This window comes from Pseudoalteromonas distincta, from assembly GCF_000814675.1.
GTDB lineage: Bacteria > Pseudomonadota > Gammaproteobacteria > Enterobacterales > Alteromonadaceae > Pseudoalteromonas > Pseudoalteromonas distincta.
Window position 1 is genome coordinate 18,070 of sequence record NZ_JWIG01000024.1, and the last position, 18,513, is coordinate 36,582.

Here is an 18,513-nt window from a genome sequence, read left to right on the forward strand (position 1 = left end):
TCAGGTTCTGCTTAAAATAAAGCTTTAAACAGCGCTATTCTTAGCTCTATTTTAAAGCATTGATTTAACGACAGATAAAAACTCACTTTTATGAGAAATAAATGGTGCATGGGATGCTTTATCTAGTATTTCATATTCAAACTCAGTATTTAGTGCTGACATTTTGCTAATCGCTTTATAAGGCACTAAAGAATCAAGGCGGCCGAATACTCCTCTAATAGGGACTGGGCAATGAGTAAATAAGTCACGTAAATCGTCGTTTTGTAAAATATCTAAACCAGCACTCAGGGCATCGCTTTGGGGTGCGCGGTACTGATTTAGCAATTGTTTAAGCTGCTTTATATCATCACGCGCCGACTCGCTACCCATTGCTTGAATAGCTAAAAAGCGCTCTATTGTTTTTTCTCGATGATTAACTAATTGCTCTTTAAACTGCGCCAATACATTCGCTTTTATTCCAGGCCAGTTATCTGCCTCAGCAAAAAAAGGAGTCGATGCTATTAAAATAACTTTAGATACTTTTTCAGGCCAATGCTTAGCAATATAAAGTGCAAATAATCCACCTAACGACCATCCCATTAAAATGCTCTTTGGCTTTAATTGCTTACTTAAAATTTCTGCTGCATCATGCAAAGTATAAGGGCTTGGGCACACATCGCTATTACCAAACCCAGGTAGGTCAAGGCTACGTACATTTCCTGAATATAAAAACTCAAGTTCTGGCTGTACTAACTGCCATACGCCCTGGTTCATTCCCCAACCATGTAATAACACTAACTCATTTTGCATATTTGCCTAACCTTTACCAAACTTAGGCTCATCATAACGTTTAGAAAGGCGATTGCAATGCAAGGAGCGAGTCAGTGAAACAAGCCGTTTTAAATTGGTTATTTCCCTCTTATTGCGTGCAGTGTCAAAACTCGATTACGACCTCTTTAGGGCTATGTGATTATTGCCTTGAAGATTTACCATTGTTTGATTTTAGTAAGCATACGAGTTTATTGCATCGACCTGATATTATTGAGATGTTTCCTAATTGCGAGTTTGATAAATTATTTGCATGCGCTTTTTATCAACCTCCCTTTGAGCATTGGCTTAAAAGGCTAAAATTTAATAATCAAATTCATTATAAAAAGGCATTGCAGCAAATTATACAAAAACAGTTAACGCAGTTTTTTGAGCAAAGCCCTAACTTGCCAGATACCTTTATTATTTTACCTCTTCATAAAAGCCGCTTTATTACTCGCGGATTTAATCAGGTAAGCCAAGTTTGGCAACCCTGTTTAGCTAATTACGCCCCACTAAGTAATGTTCTTATTCGCGATAAAAAAACACAAGCTCAGTCGGAGCTATCCAAAGCAAAGCGTATAAGAAACTTAAAAAATGCCTTTATTTGTACACAGGATATGGCCGGTAAAACAGTCGCTATTGTTGATGATGTGATGACGACAGGGGCAACATTAAACGCAGCTACTAGTGCACTAAAACAAGCAGGCGCTAAACAAGTGTGGGCTTTTACAACTTGCTTAACGCCTATTTAATTATTAAAAAGTATTAAACCAATCCGCTATAATACTTAATCATTTTGCGGGGCTAAGCGTGTTGCTACCTGTGTTAAAAAATTCTCATTTACGACTGCATGGATGCAGAAGGTAGAGCAATGCAGGAGCAATTGCCGAGAACAACTAAATAGCGAATTTTTTGCCTAGCTATCAACACGTTTTTCCATCCTCAAAATAGATCACTTAATTAAGCGAATTGGTATTATTCGCCATTTGCACGAAACGTATGACCAAAAAATAACGCATTGCTTAGTAGTCGACTAGTCCCATACCAGTAACCCCTAAATACAGGGTCGTCGGTCATGCCTATTACTGTACCTCGTCCATATGAGTGCGCAATTAAGCCAGCACCACCAGCAACTTGATCAACATTAACGGCATCAGTAAAACCTGCCAATAATGGGTTTTTAGTGTAGGTAAGTACATTTACGAATGGCGCATCGGAAGCTTCTAGCAACCAAGTACTGTTTTTGAATACGGGCAATGTATTGCGCTTAAGTGAAAATGTAAGCGGATGAGTTAAATCTACATTAGTATTAAAAATAGCACCTGCAATACGTTGACGTCCTGCTAAATGGTCCTTATCGGCGTAGCTTAAACCTTTTGTTTTAAATGCACTTGCTACATCTTGGCGTGATAGATAGCTTGCTTTGAGTAATTGCTGATCAGCTAAAAATTTAGCACCCCCTTTATGGCCCCAAATAACGCCGCCTTTTCTTACCCAGCTTTTTATAGCCACTTTGTCGGTATCAGATAAGCTATTGTAGTTACCATGGGCAAGTACTATATGGCTGTAATTACTGAGTTCAATAGAGTTTAAACGCTCCATTTCAACAATTGTTGGCGCAACACCTACAAAGCGATCGAGGTAATACCATACTTCCCCAGCTTCGTACTGGCTTACGCCTTTACCACCTACCAATAATACTTTTGGCTCGCTAACAACCGCCATTGTACGAGACCCTAAATCGGCTCCTTTGCTTGTAAGACCTGAGTTAATAGGCTTGATTGCAATTCCAAACTCGTTTTGTGCTTTATTTAATATTCCAACCCAATCATTATTCGTTTGTAAGCCTGCTGGCACAATAATACTACCAGCATCAAAGCTTACTTCACTTAAGTTTGATTTGGCTGTTAATGGGCTTAGCGCTACACGCGCTTTAATACCTTGCTTTAAAAGGCTGTTTAGCATTTTAGGTGCTAGGTAATCATCCCACGAAAAGCCAAACGCATAACCTTGCTCAAGTGAAGCAAAAGAAGGTTTTACCGCTTTTTGCCACGGTTTACTTGCAACCTCTAAACCCCAACTGCTTTTTACTTTTGCAAAAGGTAAGTTAAACGCATGCGCTAAAGTCCAGCCAGATACGTCATAAAAGGTGTTATCAGCAAAGTTTTTTTGCTCGCTAAAAATAGCTTTTATTAGGCGGTACTGTGGCTGGGCTAAGGGCACAAAGTAGCTATTGGTTGTATAGTTGTTGCCATTTGCCTTGAGTGATTTAGTAAGCGAAAAAGCATCTATTTGATGCTGTTTCAACAACCCTAAAAAATCTTTAATACGAGTGTTGTCATCCGCGCCCTCAATTACATAACCTTCAAAGCTTTCATCACTGGCTAAATCAGTAGCTTGATTATAAAACTTAGCTTGGTAATCAAGTAATGCTTGGCGGTTATCAACAGCGGCTTTAAAGGTAGATAAACTCGTTAATAGTTGATTTTTAATAGTAAAGGGGAAGCTCAAAGGTCCATTTATAGTGTCTTGGATATGCCCGCGAGAACTTGCTTGCTCAAATAAAATACCTACACCACCATTTACATCGGGATAAGTTGAGCCTTTACCGTAATAGAAGTCGTCAAAGCTTTCTTCAGTAAAGTACAGTGCGTTATTTTCATCTAAGGTTTTTGCGTGATAGTTAGCAATCGCTTTAGTTAACGTTACATTTTCATCCGGTGTTATTGGGTGTTTACGACTAGGGATACCTGGCTGAAAAAAGTAACTGCTGTTTGGTCCCATTTCATGAAAATCGGTTAAGACATTTGGTTTCCACTGATGAAATTTAGCAATACGCGCGCGCGATTCAGGATGTTGTAGTAATAACCAGTCACGATTTAAATCAAACCAGTAATGATTGGTACGACTACTTGGCCAGTTTTCAACATGTTCACGGGTTTTAGGGTCGCTTGATAAGTTCATACCTCGGTTACTGTTGGCCCAATTAGCAAAACGAGCAAGTCCGTCAGGATTAAGCGAAGGGTCGAGTAAAATAACCGTGTTATTTAATAACTCATCTATTTCAGCACCTTGTGCAGCAGCTAAGTAATACGCCACCAGCAAAGATGAGTTACTACCTGATGACTCATTACCATGCACACTATATCCCATCCATACAACGGCAGGCTGCTTTGTAGAATTAGCATCTGATCCATCGTTACTTAAGCGTGCTAAGTGAGCTTGGCGTGTCTGCTCTATGCTTGATAACTTATCAGCTGCTGTAATTGTTAGCATGACAAGGGGGCGTTGTTCATGTGTGCGGCCAATCACTTCAAAATTTATACGGTCGCTTTTATCAGCAAGTATTTCCATATAACGTACGAGCTGATCGTGTCTCACGTGCCACTCTCCTACTTCGTAACCGAGTACTTGCTCAGGAGTAGGAATTGAAGGGTCAAATTTTACATCTTGTTCAAAATAATACGAAAGTGGCTTAGCTACACTTGAAAAGCTAAGCAACACCACCATTAATGTTAATACCAAACGCATATAAATCACTCAAAAAATGTTCGTTGTTTGCACGCTACCATTGCTTAAAATAGATGCCAACTTTTTACGCTCAACACTAGCCGCAACACGATGAGCGGAGTATGATACGCAGTATCCGAGTAATTTAGTCAAGTATAGATGGTTTTATGATTTCTATTTCCGAAACAGCGCAAGCGCATTTTGCTAAACTATTAGCAGATCAATCACAACAAACCAATATTCGTGTGTTTGTTGTAAACCCTGGTTCATCACAAGCGGAATGTGGTGTGTCTTATTGTCCAGAAGACGCTGTAGAAGCGAGCGATATTCGCCTAAACTTTAACGGTTTTGATGCCGTTGTAGATGCAGAAAGTGCTCCATTTTTAGAAGAAGCTGAAATCGATTTTGTTACCGACAAAATGGGTACTCAGTTGACGCTAAAAGCACCAAATGCAAAGGCGCGTAAAATAGGTGACGATGCATCGTTAAACGAACGTGTACAGCACATGCTAGAAACCGAAGTAAATCCACAACTTGCTAACCACGGTGGTCAAGTAAGCCTTGTTGAGATTACAGCTGCAGGTATAGCTATACTTCAGTTTGGTGGTGGTTGTAACGGTTGTTCTATGATCGATGTAACACTAAAAGAAGGCATTGAAAAAGAAATGATAGCTAAGTTTGAAGAAATCACCGGTGTTGCTGATATAACAGAACACGAAGCGGGCGATCACTCTTACTATTAGGCCTTGTAAATGCTAAAGCAGCTTATCTATCGCTTAGGGAGCAATCCTAAGCTGAGCTTAAAGCGCTTTTTTCGCGGCTTAGCACTGTTTGTGCTAGCCGTGATATTCATATCTATTGGGTATTACACCCACTACAGCTTACAAATAATTGGCGTTATAATTTTACTCCCCGCATTATTTTTTGCCGGTTGGGGCTACTGCGGTATTTTTGCCAATCGTTTTTCACAAGTTTTAAAAGATATGGGCCCTAAACACCACGACCCCGATCTCTGGAAATAAACCATTTATTTAATCTAATAGCTGATTATTTATTTTTAAGTGGTGATATTTAATTATTAATGTAACCCCGCGCATTAACATAAAACAGCTCATAGCCAACCATAACCCGTTATTTTGCAGGTCTATAAACACCCAAAACACACCAAAAAAGCCAACTCCAGCTGAAAGTATCATACTGTTACGCATGTTCTTTGCTCGCGTAAGCCCTACAAAAACACCATCAAACAAAAAGCAGCTCATGGCCAAAATTGGTAATACTACTATCCATGGTAAATAATGCGTTGCCTCTTGAATAACCTCTGGCACATTGGTTAAAAGCTTGATTATGGTGTTGCCAAATAATGCAAAAAACAGGCTATATAACACACCAAAAAGCATACCCCAAAATACGCTTATTTTAACCCAAAGCCCTATATTCTTAACACTTCCTTGGCCTTTCGCTTGCCCTACTTTTGCCTCAGACGCGTAAGCAACGCCATCAAGAGCAAAGCTCACCAACATTAAAAAGTTAAGTAAAACAGCATTAGCAGCTAATGTGGTTTCGCCTATACGCGCCGCGTAAAATGTCATAAAACTAAAGCATAATTGCAGTATTAAAGAGCGAATAAATATATCTCTATTCAAACTCAATAATTCAGCCATTTTGCTAATACTCAACCAGTTCGGTACATTTAGATCAATGTCTTGTTTTTTAGCTAGTTTAGCCACTAAAAACAGTGCAAATACTAGTGCTGTATAGTCAGCAATAAGTGACGCCCATGCAGCGCCTGCAACTGCCCAATCTAAATAAACAACAAAATAAATATCGAGCACTATATTAACGATATTAGTGACGAGTAATAAATAAAATGGACCTCGACCATAATGCACACCAAGCATCCAACCCAGTAACACTAAATTACATAATGCTGCTGGAGCACTAAAAATACGAATGCTAAAATACTGATAAGCTTGGTTAAGTACGTCGCCATTGGCTGCGGAGAGGTAAGCAATAGCGTGCTTCATTAATGGGGATAACACAATTAATAGCACGGCCACTGCGCTTGCAAGCAATAGGCTTCGTTTAAGTAAAGCGGCAAGTTGGGTTAAATCGTTTTTTCCGTATGCTTGTGCCACGAGTCCCGTGGTGCTCATTCTTAAAAAACCAGCAAGCCAAAATAAAATAGATATAACTGCAGAGCCAAGGGCAATTCCAGCTAAGTAATGAGCGCTTCCTAAGTGCCCAATTACAGCAGTATCAACAATTCCTAACAACGGCACTGTGATATTTGATAGTATCATCGGACCCGCTAACAACAGCAAGCTTTTATGGTGTGCCTTATTATGTATAAGAAATTGTTTCATTTAGTGTTATTTATCCTCATTAGTGTATCTGTACGGGCTCAAGCAGCCGTTATTTTACAGTATCATCATGTTAGTGAAACCCTACCCGCTGTCACGAGCGTTAGCGCAAATACATTTACGGAGCACTTAAGCTATTTAAAAGAGCACAACTTTAACGTTATTCCTCTTAATGAGTTAATTAGCGCGCTTCAACAAGGTGAAACTTTACCTGATAAAACTCTCGCCATCACCTTTGATGATGGCTATAACAATAACTATGAACAAGCCGCACCTATTTTAGAAAAGTTTGGCTACCCGTACACTATTTTTGTAAACCCTAAATTAATAGACGAAGGTATGAGTTACGTAATGGGGTGGGATAAGCTCAAAGAATTATCTAAAAAAGGGGCATTAATAGCCAATCATAGCGGACAACATGATTACTTACACCTTAAGCTTGAAAACGAAACCGATGCACAATGGCAATCACGTATTAAGCAAGATATTCTTAACTCTCAAAAGCGCATAAAAGAAGAAATAGGCCACGACTATAAATACTTAGCATACCCGTATGGTGAGTTTAATAACGAGCTGCAAGCACTCGTGAAAGAGCTTGGTTTTGTGGGTATTGGCCAGCACTCAGGCGCTGTAAATAAAGATTCTAATTTTAGCCGCTTGCCGCGTTTTCCTGCATCAGGCTTTTACAGCAAACTAGAAACCCTTATTACTAAGCTTAACTCACGCGCGTTTAATATCACCAATTTAACTTATCAAGATAGCGTTACACAGCAAAATCCACCCTCGCTCACAATGGAATTTAAGATGGGTGATTTTCATAAGAGCCAATTTGCCTGTTATGTATCAAGCGTAGGCCAAGCAGATTTAAAATGGATAACTAAAAATACTGTCGAAATCACCTCACCAAAGGTGCTTAATAAAGGGCGTTCTCGTTTTAATTGCACGGCCCCTTCTATTTCAAGCCCTGGTAATTACTTTTGGTTTTCGCAGCCTTGGGTAATTGAAGCATCTAAACCTTAACAGCCTGATGTAAAAGCCGCTGGGTTATTTTATCCAGCGCAACTATCTCGTCAGCTGCATTTAGCTCAGCAGCTGCTTTAGGCATACCCCATACCACAGACGAATACTCATCTTGAGCCAAGGTATGTGCTCCGTTTTGTTTTAGTGCAAGCAACCCTTTTGCGCCATCACTCCCCATTCCTGTTAGTATGGCTGCAACTACGTTTTTAGCCCCAGTTTCAACTAATGAGTTAAACAACACATCTACCGCAGGTTTATGTCTGTTCACCGGCTCGCCATCATCAAGCTGGCAATACAAGCTAACACCTCGTTTTTTAATACTTAAATGAAACCCACCCGGTGCTATATAAGCCCAGCCCGCGCTAAGCTTATCGCCATGTTCAGCTTCTTTCACATTTATCGTGCATGTACGATTCATTCGCTCAGCAAATGAAGCGCTAAACACTGGAGGAATATGCTGAGTAATTACAATTGGCGGGCAATTTTGTGGCATTTTAATAAGTACTTCTTTTATAGCCTCAGTACCTCCCGTTGAAGCACCTATCGCTATTACTTTATTAAGTAAAAACTGAGAATGGGTATTAATAGGCTCATTTGTGACGACCGTTTTTTTATAGCTTCTTACTCTTGCTCCAGCAGCTATTCGCACCTTTTGTTGGACAAGTGATGCATATTGGCTCAATTGCTCTCTTACGTTATTAGTAGGCTTAGCTATAAAATCAACAGCCCCTAATTCGAGTGCTTCTAGTGTAATAGGAGAGCCTTTTTGCGTCAGAGTTGAAATCATCACTACTGGCATTGGTCTTAATCGCATTAAGTTTTTTAAAAAACTAATACCATCCATTTTTGGCATTTCTACGTCGAGCGTTAATACATCAGGACTGAGTTTTTTTATCATTTCGCGAGCTTCATAGGGATCCTCTGCACTCCCCACTACTGTAATGTCTTTAGCTTGTTGTAATATTTCAGTGAGTAAACGCCTAATTAAAGGGGAGTCGTCAATTATTAATACTTTAATCATGCATACTCCTAAAACAGCTCTATATCGGTTACTACTTCTTGCTTTTTAAGATTTTGTAAGTAACGAACTTCGCGTTTTTCAATCGTATTATTATGTAGGTTTTTAAGTTTTTTCATGTGAACTTTACCGGTATTCGGGTGAAAAAATATTTTTCGCGGCCACGGCCCCCCCATATCATGGGCAACTAGATTTAATGCCTCTTCTTTAATATACGCTGCTGCAAAACTAATATTACCCAACCCTATATCAGTCATCGCACTAATAATTTTCCCCCCGCCAAAAAGTTTTACTTTTAGGTTACACCGAGACGCGCCATTTTTTAAAACTTCGTTTATAAGATACTCCATAGCCCAATTACCGTAGCGACAACTTAAACTATGCGCATTTTTAAGTTCTACTCCCTTTTGAATTGGTAACATAAAGTGATTCATCCCGCCAATACCAAGTACTTCATCGTATACACAAGCCGCAATACACGAACCCAGAACTGTAGAGATCAGTTCATTATTTTTAGAAACATAAAACTCACCCGGAAGTACTTTAGCTACAACGCTACCTCGGCCCGAATCCCAATATCGTTTAATGTGTTCAAAGTTAGGTAATACCGGCCTAAACTCAGCGTGCATTTTGTCCCTTTTGGTACATAGTTTTCCCTAAATTTTTGAATTGTGAATGCTCTTTACCCATACTTTCTGAGTGACCTAAAAACAAATAACCTTGTTCATTTAATATATTAGCGTAGCGCTTAAAAAGCTGATCTTTTGTTTCTTTATCAAAGTAAATAACAACATTACGACATAAAATAAGATCAAATGATCCTTTCATTGGCCAGTCTTGCAATAAGTTTAAACGCTTGAAAGAAATAGACTCTTTTAGTTTATCTCTAACTTTATAATTTTCACCGTCTTTACTTTTTAAAAACCAACGCTTAAGTTGCACGTCATCTAAGCCATTAACATTCGCCGCGGTGTAAATACCTTTTTGTGCTTTTGCCAATACATTAGAATCTAAATCGGTTGCTAGTATTTTTACATCCCAATTGCTCGGAAATGCGTTATTTAAAGTCATCGCCAAACTGTAAGGCTCTTCCCCTGTGGAGCATCCTGCAGACCAGATTCTTACTCGCTTACTGTTTTTATTTGCCTTTAAAAGAGCAGGAACAAGCTCAGATTTTATAAATTCAAAGTGATGTATTTCACGAAAAAAAGACGTTAAGTTCGTTGTTATCGCATTAATAAAGGCATCAAATTCCTGATCTTTATGACTATTCAGGTACTCTAAGTAAGCTTTAAAATCAGTTAATTTACGCTCCCTAATACGTCTTGCTAAGCGTGAATAAACCATCTCTCGCTTATGATCCCCCAATACAATTCCACATGCGCTGTAAACTAAACTGGCAATTTCCTTAAAGTCGCGGTCGGTACACAAAAACTCTTTCATTGTTCGCTCTCAATTAAACCTAACGCTAACAAGTAGTGCCTCGCTGTAACTATTTATTAGACGAGGCATAAAAAGGCTAAATATTAAAACTCTTCCCACTCATCAGCTGAGTCTACAAAGTTATCGCCCCTGGGCTTATTACTCACAAAACGACTTTGCGGCTTATGAGATAGTTCAGGGGTTCGCATAGTTGATGACATCATTGTCATCTCTTGCTGATCTACTGAGAAAAAGTTAAGTAATCGGCGCATCTCATTAGCTTGCTCAGCCATAGACTCACCAGCAGCAGAGGCTTGCTCTACTAGAGCGGCATTTTGTTGCGTCATTTCGTCCATTTGAGAAATAGCTTTATTAACTTGTTCAATACCTGCACTTTGCTCTTCAGATGCCTCTGTAATATCAGAAATCATTTGCGTCACTCTTTGCACTGACACAACAATCTCTTTAAGTGTAGCGCCCGACTCATTAACTAATTGAGAGCCATCAGCTACTTTGCCTACACTATCTCGTATTAACTCTTTAATTTCTTTCGCTGCGCCCGCAGAGCGCTGCGCTAAGTTACGAACCTCACCTGCAACAACTGCAAAGCCTCGACCTTGCTCACCCGCTCTTGCTGCCTCCACTGCGGCATTAAGCGCTAATAAGTTCGTTTGAAACGCGATTTCGTCTATTACACCGATAATATCTGCAATTTTTTTGCTCGACTCATTAATTGCCGACATGCTCGTAACAGCTCTATTAACAACTTCACCACCTTGAATTGCTTTTTCACAGGTTTCTTCTGCTAGATCGTTCGCTACTTTTGCGTTATCAGCATTTTGACGAACGGTACTGGTCATTTCCTCCATACTTGAAGCGGTTTCTTCAAGTGACGATGCTTGCTCTTCTGTACGTTGACTTAAATCTGCATTACCTTGAGAAATTTCTTCTGCACCACTGGCTACTAACGTTGCCGATGAATTTATGCGATTAATCACTTCTGTTAATTTATCTGCCGTTGCATTTGCGTCGCGTTTAAGCTTATCAAATGAACCTTTGTATTCTTTTTCAATACGTTTTGATAAATCACCACTTGCCATCGCATCGAGCATATTGCCAGTGTCGGCAACGGCATCATCAACTATTTTAACTAAGCTATTTAATCCTTGAGCCAAACGTAAAAAGAACCCTTCCTTCCCATCTTCCGCTACTCTTGTATCTAATTCGCCATTACCTGCAGCACCAATGAGCTCAGCGATTTCTTTTTCAAGCGCAACTTCATTGGTTCTATCTTCCCACTCAACAATGGTGCCTAAATGCTTTCCGTCTTGACTGATCCAAGGTGAAGCAATCAAGGTAAAAGTGACACCTGCTAACAGTAGCTCGGCTTTATAGGGCTTATCTAGGTTTTTTAATAAATCACGTTGATGATTAGGGTGCTTATGAAAATCATCAACACAGGTGCCAATTAAATTATCAACAGAAAAGCTCGGCAATACGGTTTGTAATTCTTTTTCGCGGACTTTTAGCATTTGCTGAACACGGTCGTTCACAAATACTATTTTAAGGTTTTCATCAGCAATCATTACGTTTGCTTGGCAAACTTTAAGCGCATTTGCTAAATCGGCTGCTTTACGAGATGCTTTTTCAAGCTCTTTTTGTTCAGTAATATCAGATGCATATTTAATCACTTTAAACGGCTTGCCGTTCATATCATAAATTGGATTATAAGATGCTTGAATCCAGACCTCCTGACCCTGCTTTCCTATTCTTAAATATTCCCCTGAATCAAATTCACCGCGACCTAGTTTGGCCCAAAATTCTTTATATTCGATACTATTTGCATGTTCGGGATCAATAAAAAGCCTATGGTGCTGGCCTTTAATCTCGCTAAGTTGATAGCCAAGCGCATTTAAAAAGTTATCATTGGCATCAATAATAGTGCCATCTAAATTAAATTCGATAACCGCTTGAGATTTACTTATAGCACTAATTTGCCCTGAAGCTTCTGCTGCTATTAACTTTTGCTCAGTCACGTCGGTGGCAAACTTAACTACTTTTAATACCTGCCCTTGCTCATCAACAATTGGGTTATAAGTTGCTTGGATCCATACCTCAGCTCCACCTTTTGCATTACGCTTAAACTCATCTGAGATAAACTCGCCATTACGCAGGCGTTGCCAAAAGTTTTTATAATCGTTGCCCTGAGCTTCATCTGGGTCAACAAACATCGAGTGATGCTGGCCTTGAACCTCCTCAAGACGATAGCCCATCGCGTTTAGAAAATTCATATTTGCAGTAATTATTTTTCCGTTAGGTTCAAACTCAATCACCGCTAATGATTTATTCAATGCGTCTACAATTAAATCATTACTTGATTTTGACTGCTTTGGATTACTAAACCATCCCATGCTCATCACCACCTTTAAGTTTATTATTCATTTAGTTTCTATTTGCTAAATATTCATTGTTTTTTGCAGGTCAATTAGCGCTACCATTTTTTCACCAACATTCACCAACCCAGCTACATATTCACAATTACTCGATTCAGACAAACTAGGAACCGCTTTCGCATCTTGCTCCGCAATACTGTAAACATCAGAGACGGCATCAACAGCAACACCTATAATTTTACTACCTAGTTCAAATTCTATTTTGACAACGATAACCACCGTTAATGGTCCATAGTCGACACTTGGTAATCCAAAGCGCAACCGTAAATCAATAATTGGCACTATTGTTCCGCGTAAATTAATAACGCCTTTTACAAATTCTGGTGCATTGGGCAGTACTGTAATTTCTTCCCAACTGCGAATTTCTTGTACTGTTAAAATATCAACGCCATATTCTTCATCAGCCATAATAAAAGTTAAAAACTGTTTTACACCTTGCTGTTGCTGAAGATTTAATTGGTTACTTAACTGGCTTTGATCTGAGCTCATAACGCCTCCAAAGTGGCTTGCGTTTCAATAGTTAGTTCTTGGCTACCTGGCTTCTTTAAGCCTGAGAGCTTTATTAAGCCGCTAATGTCCACAATCAGCGATACACGTCCATCTCCTAAAATGGTAGCACCCGATATGCCATCCACTTTATGGTAGTTTGCCTCTAAACTTTTAATAACAACCTGCTGTTGAGACAGTAAATCATCAACTAATAAACCCACCTTTTGGTTATCTGTTTCTACAACAACAAGCAGCGTTTTATCGAGTGATTCAATGGCATTTTTATGATTAAAAATATCGTAGAGTCTTAATATAGGAATGTATTCGTCTCGAAGCCTCAATACATCAAGGCTTTTACCCACTCGACTCACTTTTGCAATATCAATTTGCAGTGACTCCACAATAGAAATGAGCGGAATAATATAAGTATGCTGAGCCACCTTAACTAATTGCCCATCTAAAATAGCGAGAGTAAGGGGTAATCTAATAGTAAACGTAGAACCAACACCGGGCGCTGAGGTTACTTCCACTGAGCCATTTAATGATTGGATATTTCGCTTAACAACATCCATCCCAACTCCACGTCCAGATAAGTCACTTACCTCATCCATTGTCGAAAAGCCCGGCATAAAAATAAGCTCATTTATTTCATCGTCACTGAGATGGTTATCAGCTGAGATTAATTCGTTAGCGATGGCTTTTTCTTTTATTTTTTTTGTATTTAACCCTTGTCCATCATCCATTATTTCAATAACGATGTTTCCACCCTGATGAAATGCATTTAAGGTTACTGTGCCAACGGGATCTTTACCTGCCGCCAGTCTTTGCTCAACAGTCTCTAACCCATGATCAAGTGAGTTCCTTACTAAATGCACCATAGGGTCAGATATTTTTTCCATTACTGTTTTATCAAGCTCGGTTTGCTCTCCGATCAGCTTTAGCTCAACCTGCTTATTTAGCTTTTGCGCTATATCTCGCACTAATCGAGGAAAACGACTAAATACAAAATTAATTGGGAGCATACGAATACGCATCACATTTTCTTGTAAATCACGCGTATTATGTGCAAGTTGTGCTAAGCCTTCTTGTAGTAAAGTGATTGTGGCTGGTGTGATTTCTTGTTCGCTGAGTTGATTTAGCATGGCTTGTGTAATAACAAGTTCACCTACCATATTTATTAACGAATCAACTTTATCAATGCCAACGCGAATGGAGGTAGACTCTGGTGTACTTGCAGGTTTTTTATCTTTATTAGCAACGGGTTGCTGTGGCTTACTTGGTAACTCAGCTACTTTTATTGAATCGGGTTCTTCAAGCTCAACAGCTTTAGGTATCTCATCTTGATTAGGTGGAATTGGCTCATCATTGCCAAATAAGCCGCCACATAATTCAACTTTTATATCGGCATCGTCTTCAACCCATTCAAACACTTCTTTTATGGCTTTTTCATCATGGCTAGTGCTTAAAAAAAAGCGCCAATGTAAAAAGCATTCATCACTGCTCAAATCTGTGATTTCTGGAACTTCATCGTAAAATACTGTGGTTTCTAACTCACCTAGCTCTTCAAGCTCACTGATCATATACAGTGGCTCGTTTCCTGTTTTAAATAAATGATGATGAGGTTTAAAGTCTATTTGATAGGTATTACTACTTGTTTGCTCTTCACAGCTTTGAGGTTTATTCTCATGTGTTTCATTTTTCATTCCAAGTACATGTTCAAATTGTACTTTTAACAAATCTGCTTCGGTTAAATCTGGCTCTTGTTCACCTTGAAGTGCAGCAAGTAAAGCGCGTAAGCAATCCACAGCTTTGAGTAATAAATTAACATGCTCGGTACTAAGCTCTCGTTCACCTTGGCGAATTTGATCGAGTAATGTTTCAAGTACATGAGTAAAGTCAGCAACGGAGCTAAAACCAAATGTCCCACTGCCTCCTTTTATTGAGTGAGCAGCTCTAAAAATAGTGTTGATAGTTTCTAAATCTTCCTCACCTGGCACTAAGTTTAATAGCTCAGCCTCCATGGTATCTAGGCCTTCAAAACTCTCTTCAAAGAAAACTTCAAAAAATTGACTTAAATCTATACTCACACTGCGCTCCTTAGCGAATAACTTTTTTAATTACCGCTAGTAGCTGATCGGGATTAAATGGTTTAACAATCCAGCCTGTTGCCCCAGCAGCTTTACCTTCTACTTTTTTTTCTAATCCCGACTCAGTTGTAAGCATCAGTAATGGTGTAAATTTATAACTAGGCAAAGTACGCAGCTCTCGTATTAATGTAATTCCATCCATTATTGGCATGTTTACATCTGAGATCACGGCATCAAAGTCTTGCTGCTTGGCAATAGCGAGAGCTTCACTGCCATCTTTAGCTTCGGTTACATCAAACCCTGCGGTTTTTAATGTAAAGCTCACCATTTGACGCATCGATGCTGAGTCATCAACCGCTAAAATTCTTTTCATATATACCCCTAACTTTTACTTTCGGTTGTTAAGTATTGGCTTAAGCCAAGTTTATTGATTGTATGTGTTAAGGCCTTGCTACTGCCTACCCAAATGATTTTGTGCTGTATGGTAAGTAGGTGTTTTTGTAAGGCGCATAAAAGTTGAATTGAGGCAGTATCAGCAGAAATCACATCGTTAATATCAAGACAGATATCATCGTTGCTATTGAGTTCGTGCAGTAAATCTTGATGTAGTGTTTCAACTTGCGTAATAGCAAGTTCGCTCGGAAGTTTTAGCATTTAGTAGGTGCATTCCCTGTCAATTCAATTCATAACAAAAGCTTAGCCCTAGTTATTAAAATTGCCATAAAATGCTTAATTAAATTTAAATCGTCGTTAAAAAACAAAAAAAGGAGCCTAAAGCTCCTTTCAAATTGGTAAAAAGTAAAAGCTAGTCTTTGTAGTAATCGGCTATTTTTTTAAACTCTTTCGTTAAAGTCGTCGCATTAATTAATGGCACACTACCTTGTTTAAATTCTGGTTTAAAAATAGCTCTAACCGCTCCATTTTGATCAACCATAGCGACCGAAGCACTATGATCAACTGCATATTCTGATTCACTACTATCGCTAATCGCGTAAATTAAACCAAGCTCTCTAACAACAGGAAAAAGGTGTTTATGCTCCCCTGATACAGCTAAAAAGTCAGGATTAAAGTAATCTATATATTGCTTTCGTTTAGCTGGTGTATCGCGTTTTGGATCAACCGATAAAAACCAAATTTGCAGCGGATAATCTGCTTGTAAGTTTTTATAAACAGCATTTAACTTAGCAAGTGTTAATGGACAAATATCTGGACAGCTTGTGTAGCCTAAAAATACTAAATTCCACTGTCCTAAAAATTGTTGCTTAGTCACTAATTCGCCGCGCTGATCGTTTAGCGTAAAATCAGACAGTGGCTTTGCATTTTCGTAAACTAATGCATCTACATCTGGTGGACTATTTTCATTTGAACATGCTGATAAAAACAAAACAAAAACAACAATTAATCCAAGCCATAACTGCTTCATAAAGGGAGCCATTTATCTATAAATAAGATTACAAAGAGTACCATTAAATGAATAATCGAAAAACGAAATAAGTCCATTGCAGTCTCATCATTTCCAGCAATTTTTAATTTGGCGGCTTTATATATAAACACTGCATTTAATACACACGCACCTATTAAATATATTAATCCAGACATACCAATTAAATAAGGTAATACGCAAACTACAGCGAGTAAAACAGAGTAGGCAACGACGCACGTTTTACAAAAGTCGATTCCATGGGTTACTGGTAACATAGGGATTTTAGCGCGTTCGTAATCACTTTTTCGTGCTATAGCCAGCGCCCAAAAGTGTGGCGGAGTCCAGGTAAATATTATCATTACAAGTAACCAAGGGGCTGCTGCCATTTGGTTTGTTTCTGACACCCAACCTAATAATGGAGGCATTGCGCCAGCCAACCCACCTATAACAATATTTTGCGGTGTAGCACGCTTTAAAAATGATGTATAAACAAATGCATAACCTACCAATGCAAATAACGTTAATATAGCGGTTAAGGTATTAGCCCACACCATTAGCATAATAAAACCCGCAACCCCAATAACAGCTGCAAAACTAAGCGCATGTATTTTACTTAAACGCCCTTTAGCCACAGGACGATGACGAGTCCTTGCCATTTTTGAGTCTATCTCACTATCAACCACATGATTAATAACCGCTGCAGCAGCAGAAAGTAGCCCTATACCTAACAAGCTAATAAACTGTACAGCCATACCTCGCCCTACATCAGGAGCCAGCGCTAAACCAACCCAAGCTGTTAGTACCAGCATGGCTACCACTTTAAATTTACTAATTGCTAAGTAGTCTTGCAGCAAATTATGAGTACGCGAAATTAGCGATTGAGTATTAACGGGTAGCAGTATTTTTTTATCAATTATAAGTGCCATTATATTTCCCCTTTATGTGCGTGATTTTAGGTAATAACACAACCTAACCATGCTTAATAATAGTATGGCAGCCATCAAGTTATGCGCCAATGCAACTCCCAACGGAATATGCCAATGTACTAAAATAAGCCCTAAGCTAATTTGGCAAAGCAGAACAAGTAATACACTCACCACGCAATTTTTAATTTTTTTAGAGTACGCTTGGCTGTATATTTTCCACATAATTAGCGCCAGAACGATGCAAGTAACCAGTGCCCAAATGCGGTGTAATAAATGAATAGACATACGCGCTTGCTGCGATAACACACCAAACTCATAATTACTGTGCTCAAGTGGTAATTGAAATACGCTACTCAATGAAAACGGTTGTGCATAATTACACAATGGCAAACCACTACAATGAGGAGCGGCGTAATTTGCAGCCAGCCAACCACCAAGTGCAATTTGGATAATTAATACACTGAGCGCTACTAAACTTAAACCAAAATAGCGTTTTGCGCCGCTATCGCCACCCATAATAGGTTTTGCGGTTAGCCGTAAATATAAAAGCGTTATAAGTGACAAAATACTAAAGCCACCTAATAAGTGGCCCATTACAATAAGCGGCTGAAGGTTCATGGTTACTGTCCACATACCAAGGGCAGCCTGAAATACCACGAGTAGAAGTAAAGCCAAAGGCAATTTAACTGGCGTAGTTGGATATTGGCGTTTTAAAAAAGCCAACACAAATAAACCTAAAATAAGTAAGCCTAAAGCACCTGCAAAGTAGCGATGAATCATTTCTTTCCACGCTTTTGCGGTTTCGAACATCATATCGGGGTAGCTTTGAGTTGCTAAGGCTATGTCAGCCTCATGCTTAGGTACCGTTAAAAAGCCATAACAACCAGGCCAATCGGGGCACCCTAATCCTGCATCACTTAAGCGGGTGTACGCACCTAAAGCAACTACAATCAAAGCGAGTAATCCTGTTATTAATACTAAGTTTTTATAATTTTTATACATCAGATACTCCA

Annotated in this window: 18 protein-coding genes; 4 read left to right on the forward strand and 14 right to left on the reverse strand. The window is 39.0% G+C overall.

Features of this window, described 5'->3' with window-relative positions; all coding sequences use genetic code 11:
- Positions 1-51: 51 nt before the first annotated feature.
- Complete coding sequence (gene bioH / locus QT16_RS15285) at positions 52-789, reverse strand: pimeloyl-ACP methyl ester esterase BioH (protein WP_039489116.1); 738 nt, start codon at positions 787-789, stop codon at positions 52-54.
- 74 nt (positions 790-863) lie between these two features.
- Here bioH and QT16_RS15290 point away from each other — a divergent pair, with 74 nt between their 5' ends.
- Complete coding sequence (locus QT16_RS15290; protein ID WP_024596110.1) at positions 864-1,541, forward strand: ComF family protein; 678 nt, start codon at positions 864-866, stop codon at positions 1,539-1,541.
- Between the two features lie 223 nt (positions 1,542-1,764).
- Here the strand turns inward: QT16_RS15290 and QT16_RS15295 are convergent, their stop codons facing one another.
- On the reverse strand, positions 1,765-4,320 hold the full coding sequence (locus QT16_RS15295) for a M14 family zinc carboxypeptidase (protein WP_039489119.1): 2,556 nt from the start codon (positions 4,318-4,320) through the stop codon (positions 1,765-1,767).
- Positions 4,321-4,466: 146 nt separating this feature from the next.
- Here QT16_RS15295 and nfuA point away from each other — a divergent pair, with 146 nt between their 5' ends.
- Positions 4,467-5,042, forward strand: coding sequence for a Fe-S biogenesis protein NfuA (gene nfuA, locus QT16_RS15300; protein WP_002959571.1), 576 nt, complete (start codon positions 4,467-4,469; stop codon positions 5,040-5,042).
- A 9-nt stretch (positions 5,043-5,051) separates the two neighbouring features.
- Positions 5,052-5,321 carry a hypothetical protein gene (locus tag QT16_RS15305; protein ID WP_002959572.1) on the forward strand — a complete coding sequence of 90 codons (270 nt, stop codon included), beginning with the start codon at positions 5,052-5,054 and terminating at the stop codon, positions 5,319-5,321.
- 9 nt (positions 5,322-5,330) lie between these two features.
- Here QT16_RS15305 and QT16_RS15310 read toward each other — a convergent pair whose 3' ends face one another.
- A complete protein-coding gene (locus QT16_RS15310) occupies positions 5,331-6,602 on the reverse strand; it encodes an MATE family efflux transporter (protein ID WP_039489122.1) in 1,272 nt (423 codons plus the stop codon).
- A gap of 42 nt (positions 6,603-6,644) precedes the next feature.
- Here QT16_RS15310 and QT16_RS15315 point away from each other — a divergent pair, with 42 nt between their 5' ends.
- Complete coding sequence (locus tag QT16_RS15315) at positions 6,645-7,682, forward strand: polysaccharide deacetylase family protein (protein ID WP_039489172.1); 1,038 nt, start codon at positions 6,645-6,647, stop codon at positions 7,680-7,682.
- Here QT16_RS15315 and QT16_RS15320 read toward each other — a convergent pair.
- The 11 genes from QT16_RS15320 to QT16_RS15370 all read right to left on the reverse strand — a co-directional run bounded on the left by QT16_RS15320 (position 7,672) and on the right by QT16_RS15370 (position 18,502).
- A complete protein-coding gene (locus QT16_RS15320) occupies positions 7,672-8,703 on the reverse strand; it encodes a protein-glutamate methylesterase/protein-glutamine glutaminase (protein WP_024596107.1) in 1,032 nt (343 codons plus the stop codon). The two genes, QT16_RS15315 and QT16_RS15320, sit on opposite strands and share 11 nt — an antisense overlap.
- Before the next feature lie 8 nt (positions 8,704-8,711).
- Positions 8,712-9,329: a chemoreceptor glutamine deamidase CheD gene (cheD, locus tag QT16_RS15325; RefSeq protein ID WP_039489124.1), complete on the reverse strand. Its 618-nt coding sequence runs from the start codon at positions 9,327-9,329 to the stop codon at positions 8,712-8,714.
- Entirely contained in the window at positions 9,319-10,143 is an 825-nt protein-coding gene (locus QT16_RS15330; protein WP_033020851.1) for a CheR family methyltransferase, read from the reverse strand. The genes cheD and QT16_RS15330 overlap by 11 nt, the downstream gene beginning before the upstream one ends.
- 83 nt (positions 10,144-10,226) lie before the next feature.
- Entirely contained in the window at positions 10,227-12,533 is a 2,307-nt protein-coding gene (locus QT16_RS15335; protein WP_039489127.1) for a methyl-accepting chemotaxis protein, read from the reverse strand.
- Positions 12,534-12,578: 45 nt separating this feature from the next.
- Positions 12,579-13,064 carry a chemotaxis protein CheW gene (locus QT16_RS15340; protein WP_002959588.1) on the reverse strand — a complete coding sequence of 162 codons (486 nt, stop codon included), beginning with the start codon at positions 13,062-13,064 and terminating at the stop codon, positions 12,579-12,581.
- A complete protein-coding gene (locus QT16_RS15345; RefSeq protein WP_039489128.1) occupies positions 13,061-15,151 on the reverse strand; it encodes a chemotaxis protein CheA in 2,091 nt (696 codons plus the stop codon). Before QT16_RS15345 ends, QT16_RS15340 begins: the two co-directional genes overlap by 4 nt.
- Positions 15,152-15,161: 10 nt before the next feature.
- Positions 15,162-15,524, reverse strand: a complete 363-nt coding sequence (locus tag QT16_RS15350) for a response regulator (RefSeq protein WP_002959593.1) — start codon at positions 15,522-15,524, stop codon at positions 15,162-15,164.
- An 8-nt stretch (positions 15,525-15,532) separates the two neighbouring features.
- The gene (locus QT16_RS15355; RefSeq protein WP_024594293.1) at positions 15,533-15,805 is read right to left on the reverse strand and encodes an STAS domain-containing protein; all 273 of its coding nucleotides are present in this window, start codon (positions 15,803-15,805) and stop codon (positions 15,533-15,535) included.
- A 151-nt stretch (positions 15,806-15,956) separates the two neighbouring features.
- Entirely contained in the window at positions 15,957-16,574 is a 618-nt protein-coding gene (locus QT16_RS15360) for an SCO family protein (RefSeq protein WP_039489132.1), read from the reverse strand.
- A complete protein-coding gene (gene cyoE, locus QT16_RS15365) occupies positions 16,571-17,500 on the reverse strand; it encodes a heme o synthase (protein ID WP_039489134.1) in 930 nt (309 codons plus the stop codon). The genes QT16_RS15360 and cyoE overlap by 4 nt, the downstream gene beginning before the upstream one ends.
- A gap of 12 nt (positions 17,501-17,512) precedes the next feature.
- Positions 17,513-18,502, reverse strand: coding sequence for a COX15/CtaA family protein (locus QT16_RS15370; protein ID WP_007584952.1), 990 nt, complete (start codon positions 18,500-18,502; stop codon positions 17,513-17,515).
- Positions 18,503-18,513 lie beyond the last annotated feature (11 nt).

Bases quoted from the DNA above. Each gene is read 5' to 3' on its own strand.
- bioH (WP_039489116.1), bottom strand. From the start codon at position 789: ATGCAAAATGAGTTAGTGTTATTACATGGTTGGGGAATGAACCAGGGC.
- QT16_RS15295 (WP_039489119.1), bottom strand. From the start codon at position 4,320: ATGCGTTTGGTATTAACATTAATGGTGGTGTTGCTTAGCTTTTCAAGT.
- nfuA (WP_002959571.1), top strand. From the start codon at position 4,467: ATGATTTCTATTTCCGAAACAGCGCAAGCGCATTTTGCTAAACTATTA.
- QT16_RS15305 (WP_002959572.1), top strand. From the start codon at position 5,052: ATGCTAAAGCAGCTTATCTATCGCTTAGGGAGCAATCCTAAGCTGAGC.
- QT16_RS15310 (WP_039489122.1), bottom strand. From the start codon at position 6,602: ATGATACTATCAAATATCACAGTGCCGTTGTTAGGAATTGTTGATACT.
- QT16_RS15315 (WP_039489172.1), top strand. From the start codon at position 6,645: ATGTATAAGAAATTGTTTCATTTAGTGTTATTTATCCTCATTAGTGTA.
- QT16_RS15320 (WP_024596107.1), bottom strand. From the start codon at position 8,703: ATGATTAAAGTATTAATAATTGACGACTCCCCTTTAATTAGGCGTTTA.
- cheD (WP_039489124.1), bottom strand. From the start codon at position 9,329: ATGCACGCTGAGTTTAGGCCGGTATTACCTAACTTTGAACACATTAAA.
- QT16_RS15330 (WP_033020851.1), bottom strand. From the start codon at position 10,143: ATGAAAGAGTTTTTGTGTACCGACCGCGACTTTAAGGAAATTGCCAGT.
- QT16_RS15335 (WP_039489127.1), bottom strand. From the start codon at position 12,533: ATGGGATGGTTTAGTAATCCAAAGCAGTCAAAATCAAGTAATGATTTA.
- QT16_RS15340 (WP_002959588.1), bottom strand. From the start codon at position 13,064: ATGAGCTCAGATCAAAGCCAGTTAAGTAACCAATTAAATCTTCAGCAA.
- QT16_RS15350 (WP_002959593.1), bottom strand. From the start codon at position 15,524: ATGAAAAGAATTTTAGCGGTTGATGACTCAGCATCGATGCGTCAAATG.
- QT16_RS15355 (WP_024594293.1), bottom strand. From the start codon at position 15,805: ATGCTAAAACTTCCGAGCGAACTTGCTATTACGCAAGTTGAAACACTA.
- QT16_RS15360 (WP_039489132.1), bottom strand. From the start codon at position 16,574: ATGAAGCAGTTATGGCTTGGATTAATTGTTGTTTTTGTTTTGTTTTTA.
- cyoE (WP_039489134.1), bottom strand. From the start codon at position 17,500: ATGGCACTTATAATTGATAAAAAAATACTGCTACCCGTTAATACTCAA.
- QT16_RS15370 (WP_007584952.1), bottom strand. From the start codon at position 18,502: ATGTATAAAAATTATAAAAACTTAGTATTAATAACAGGATTACTCGCT.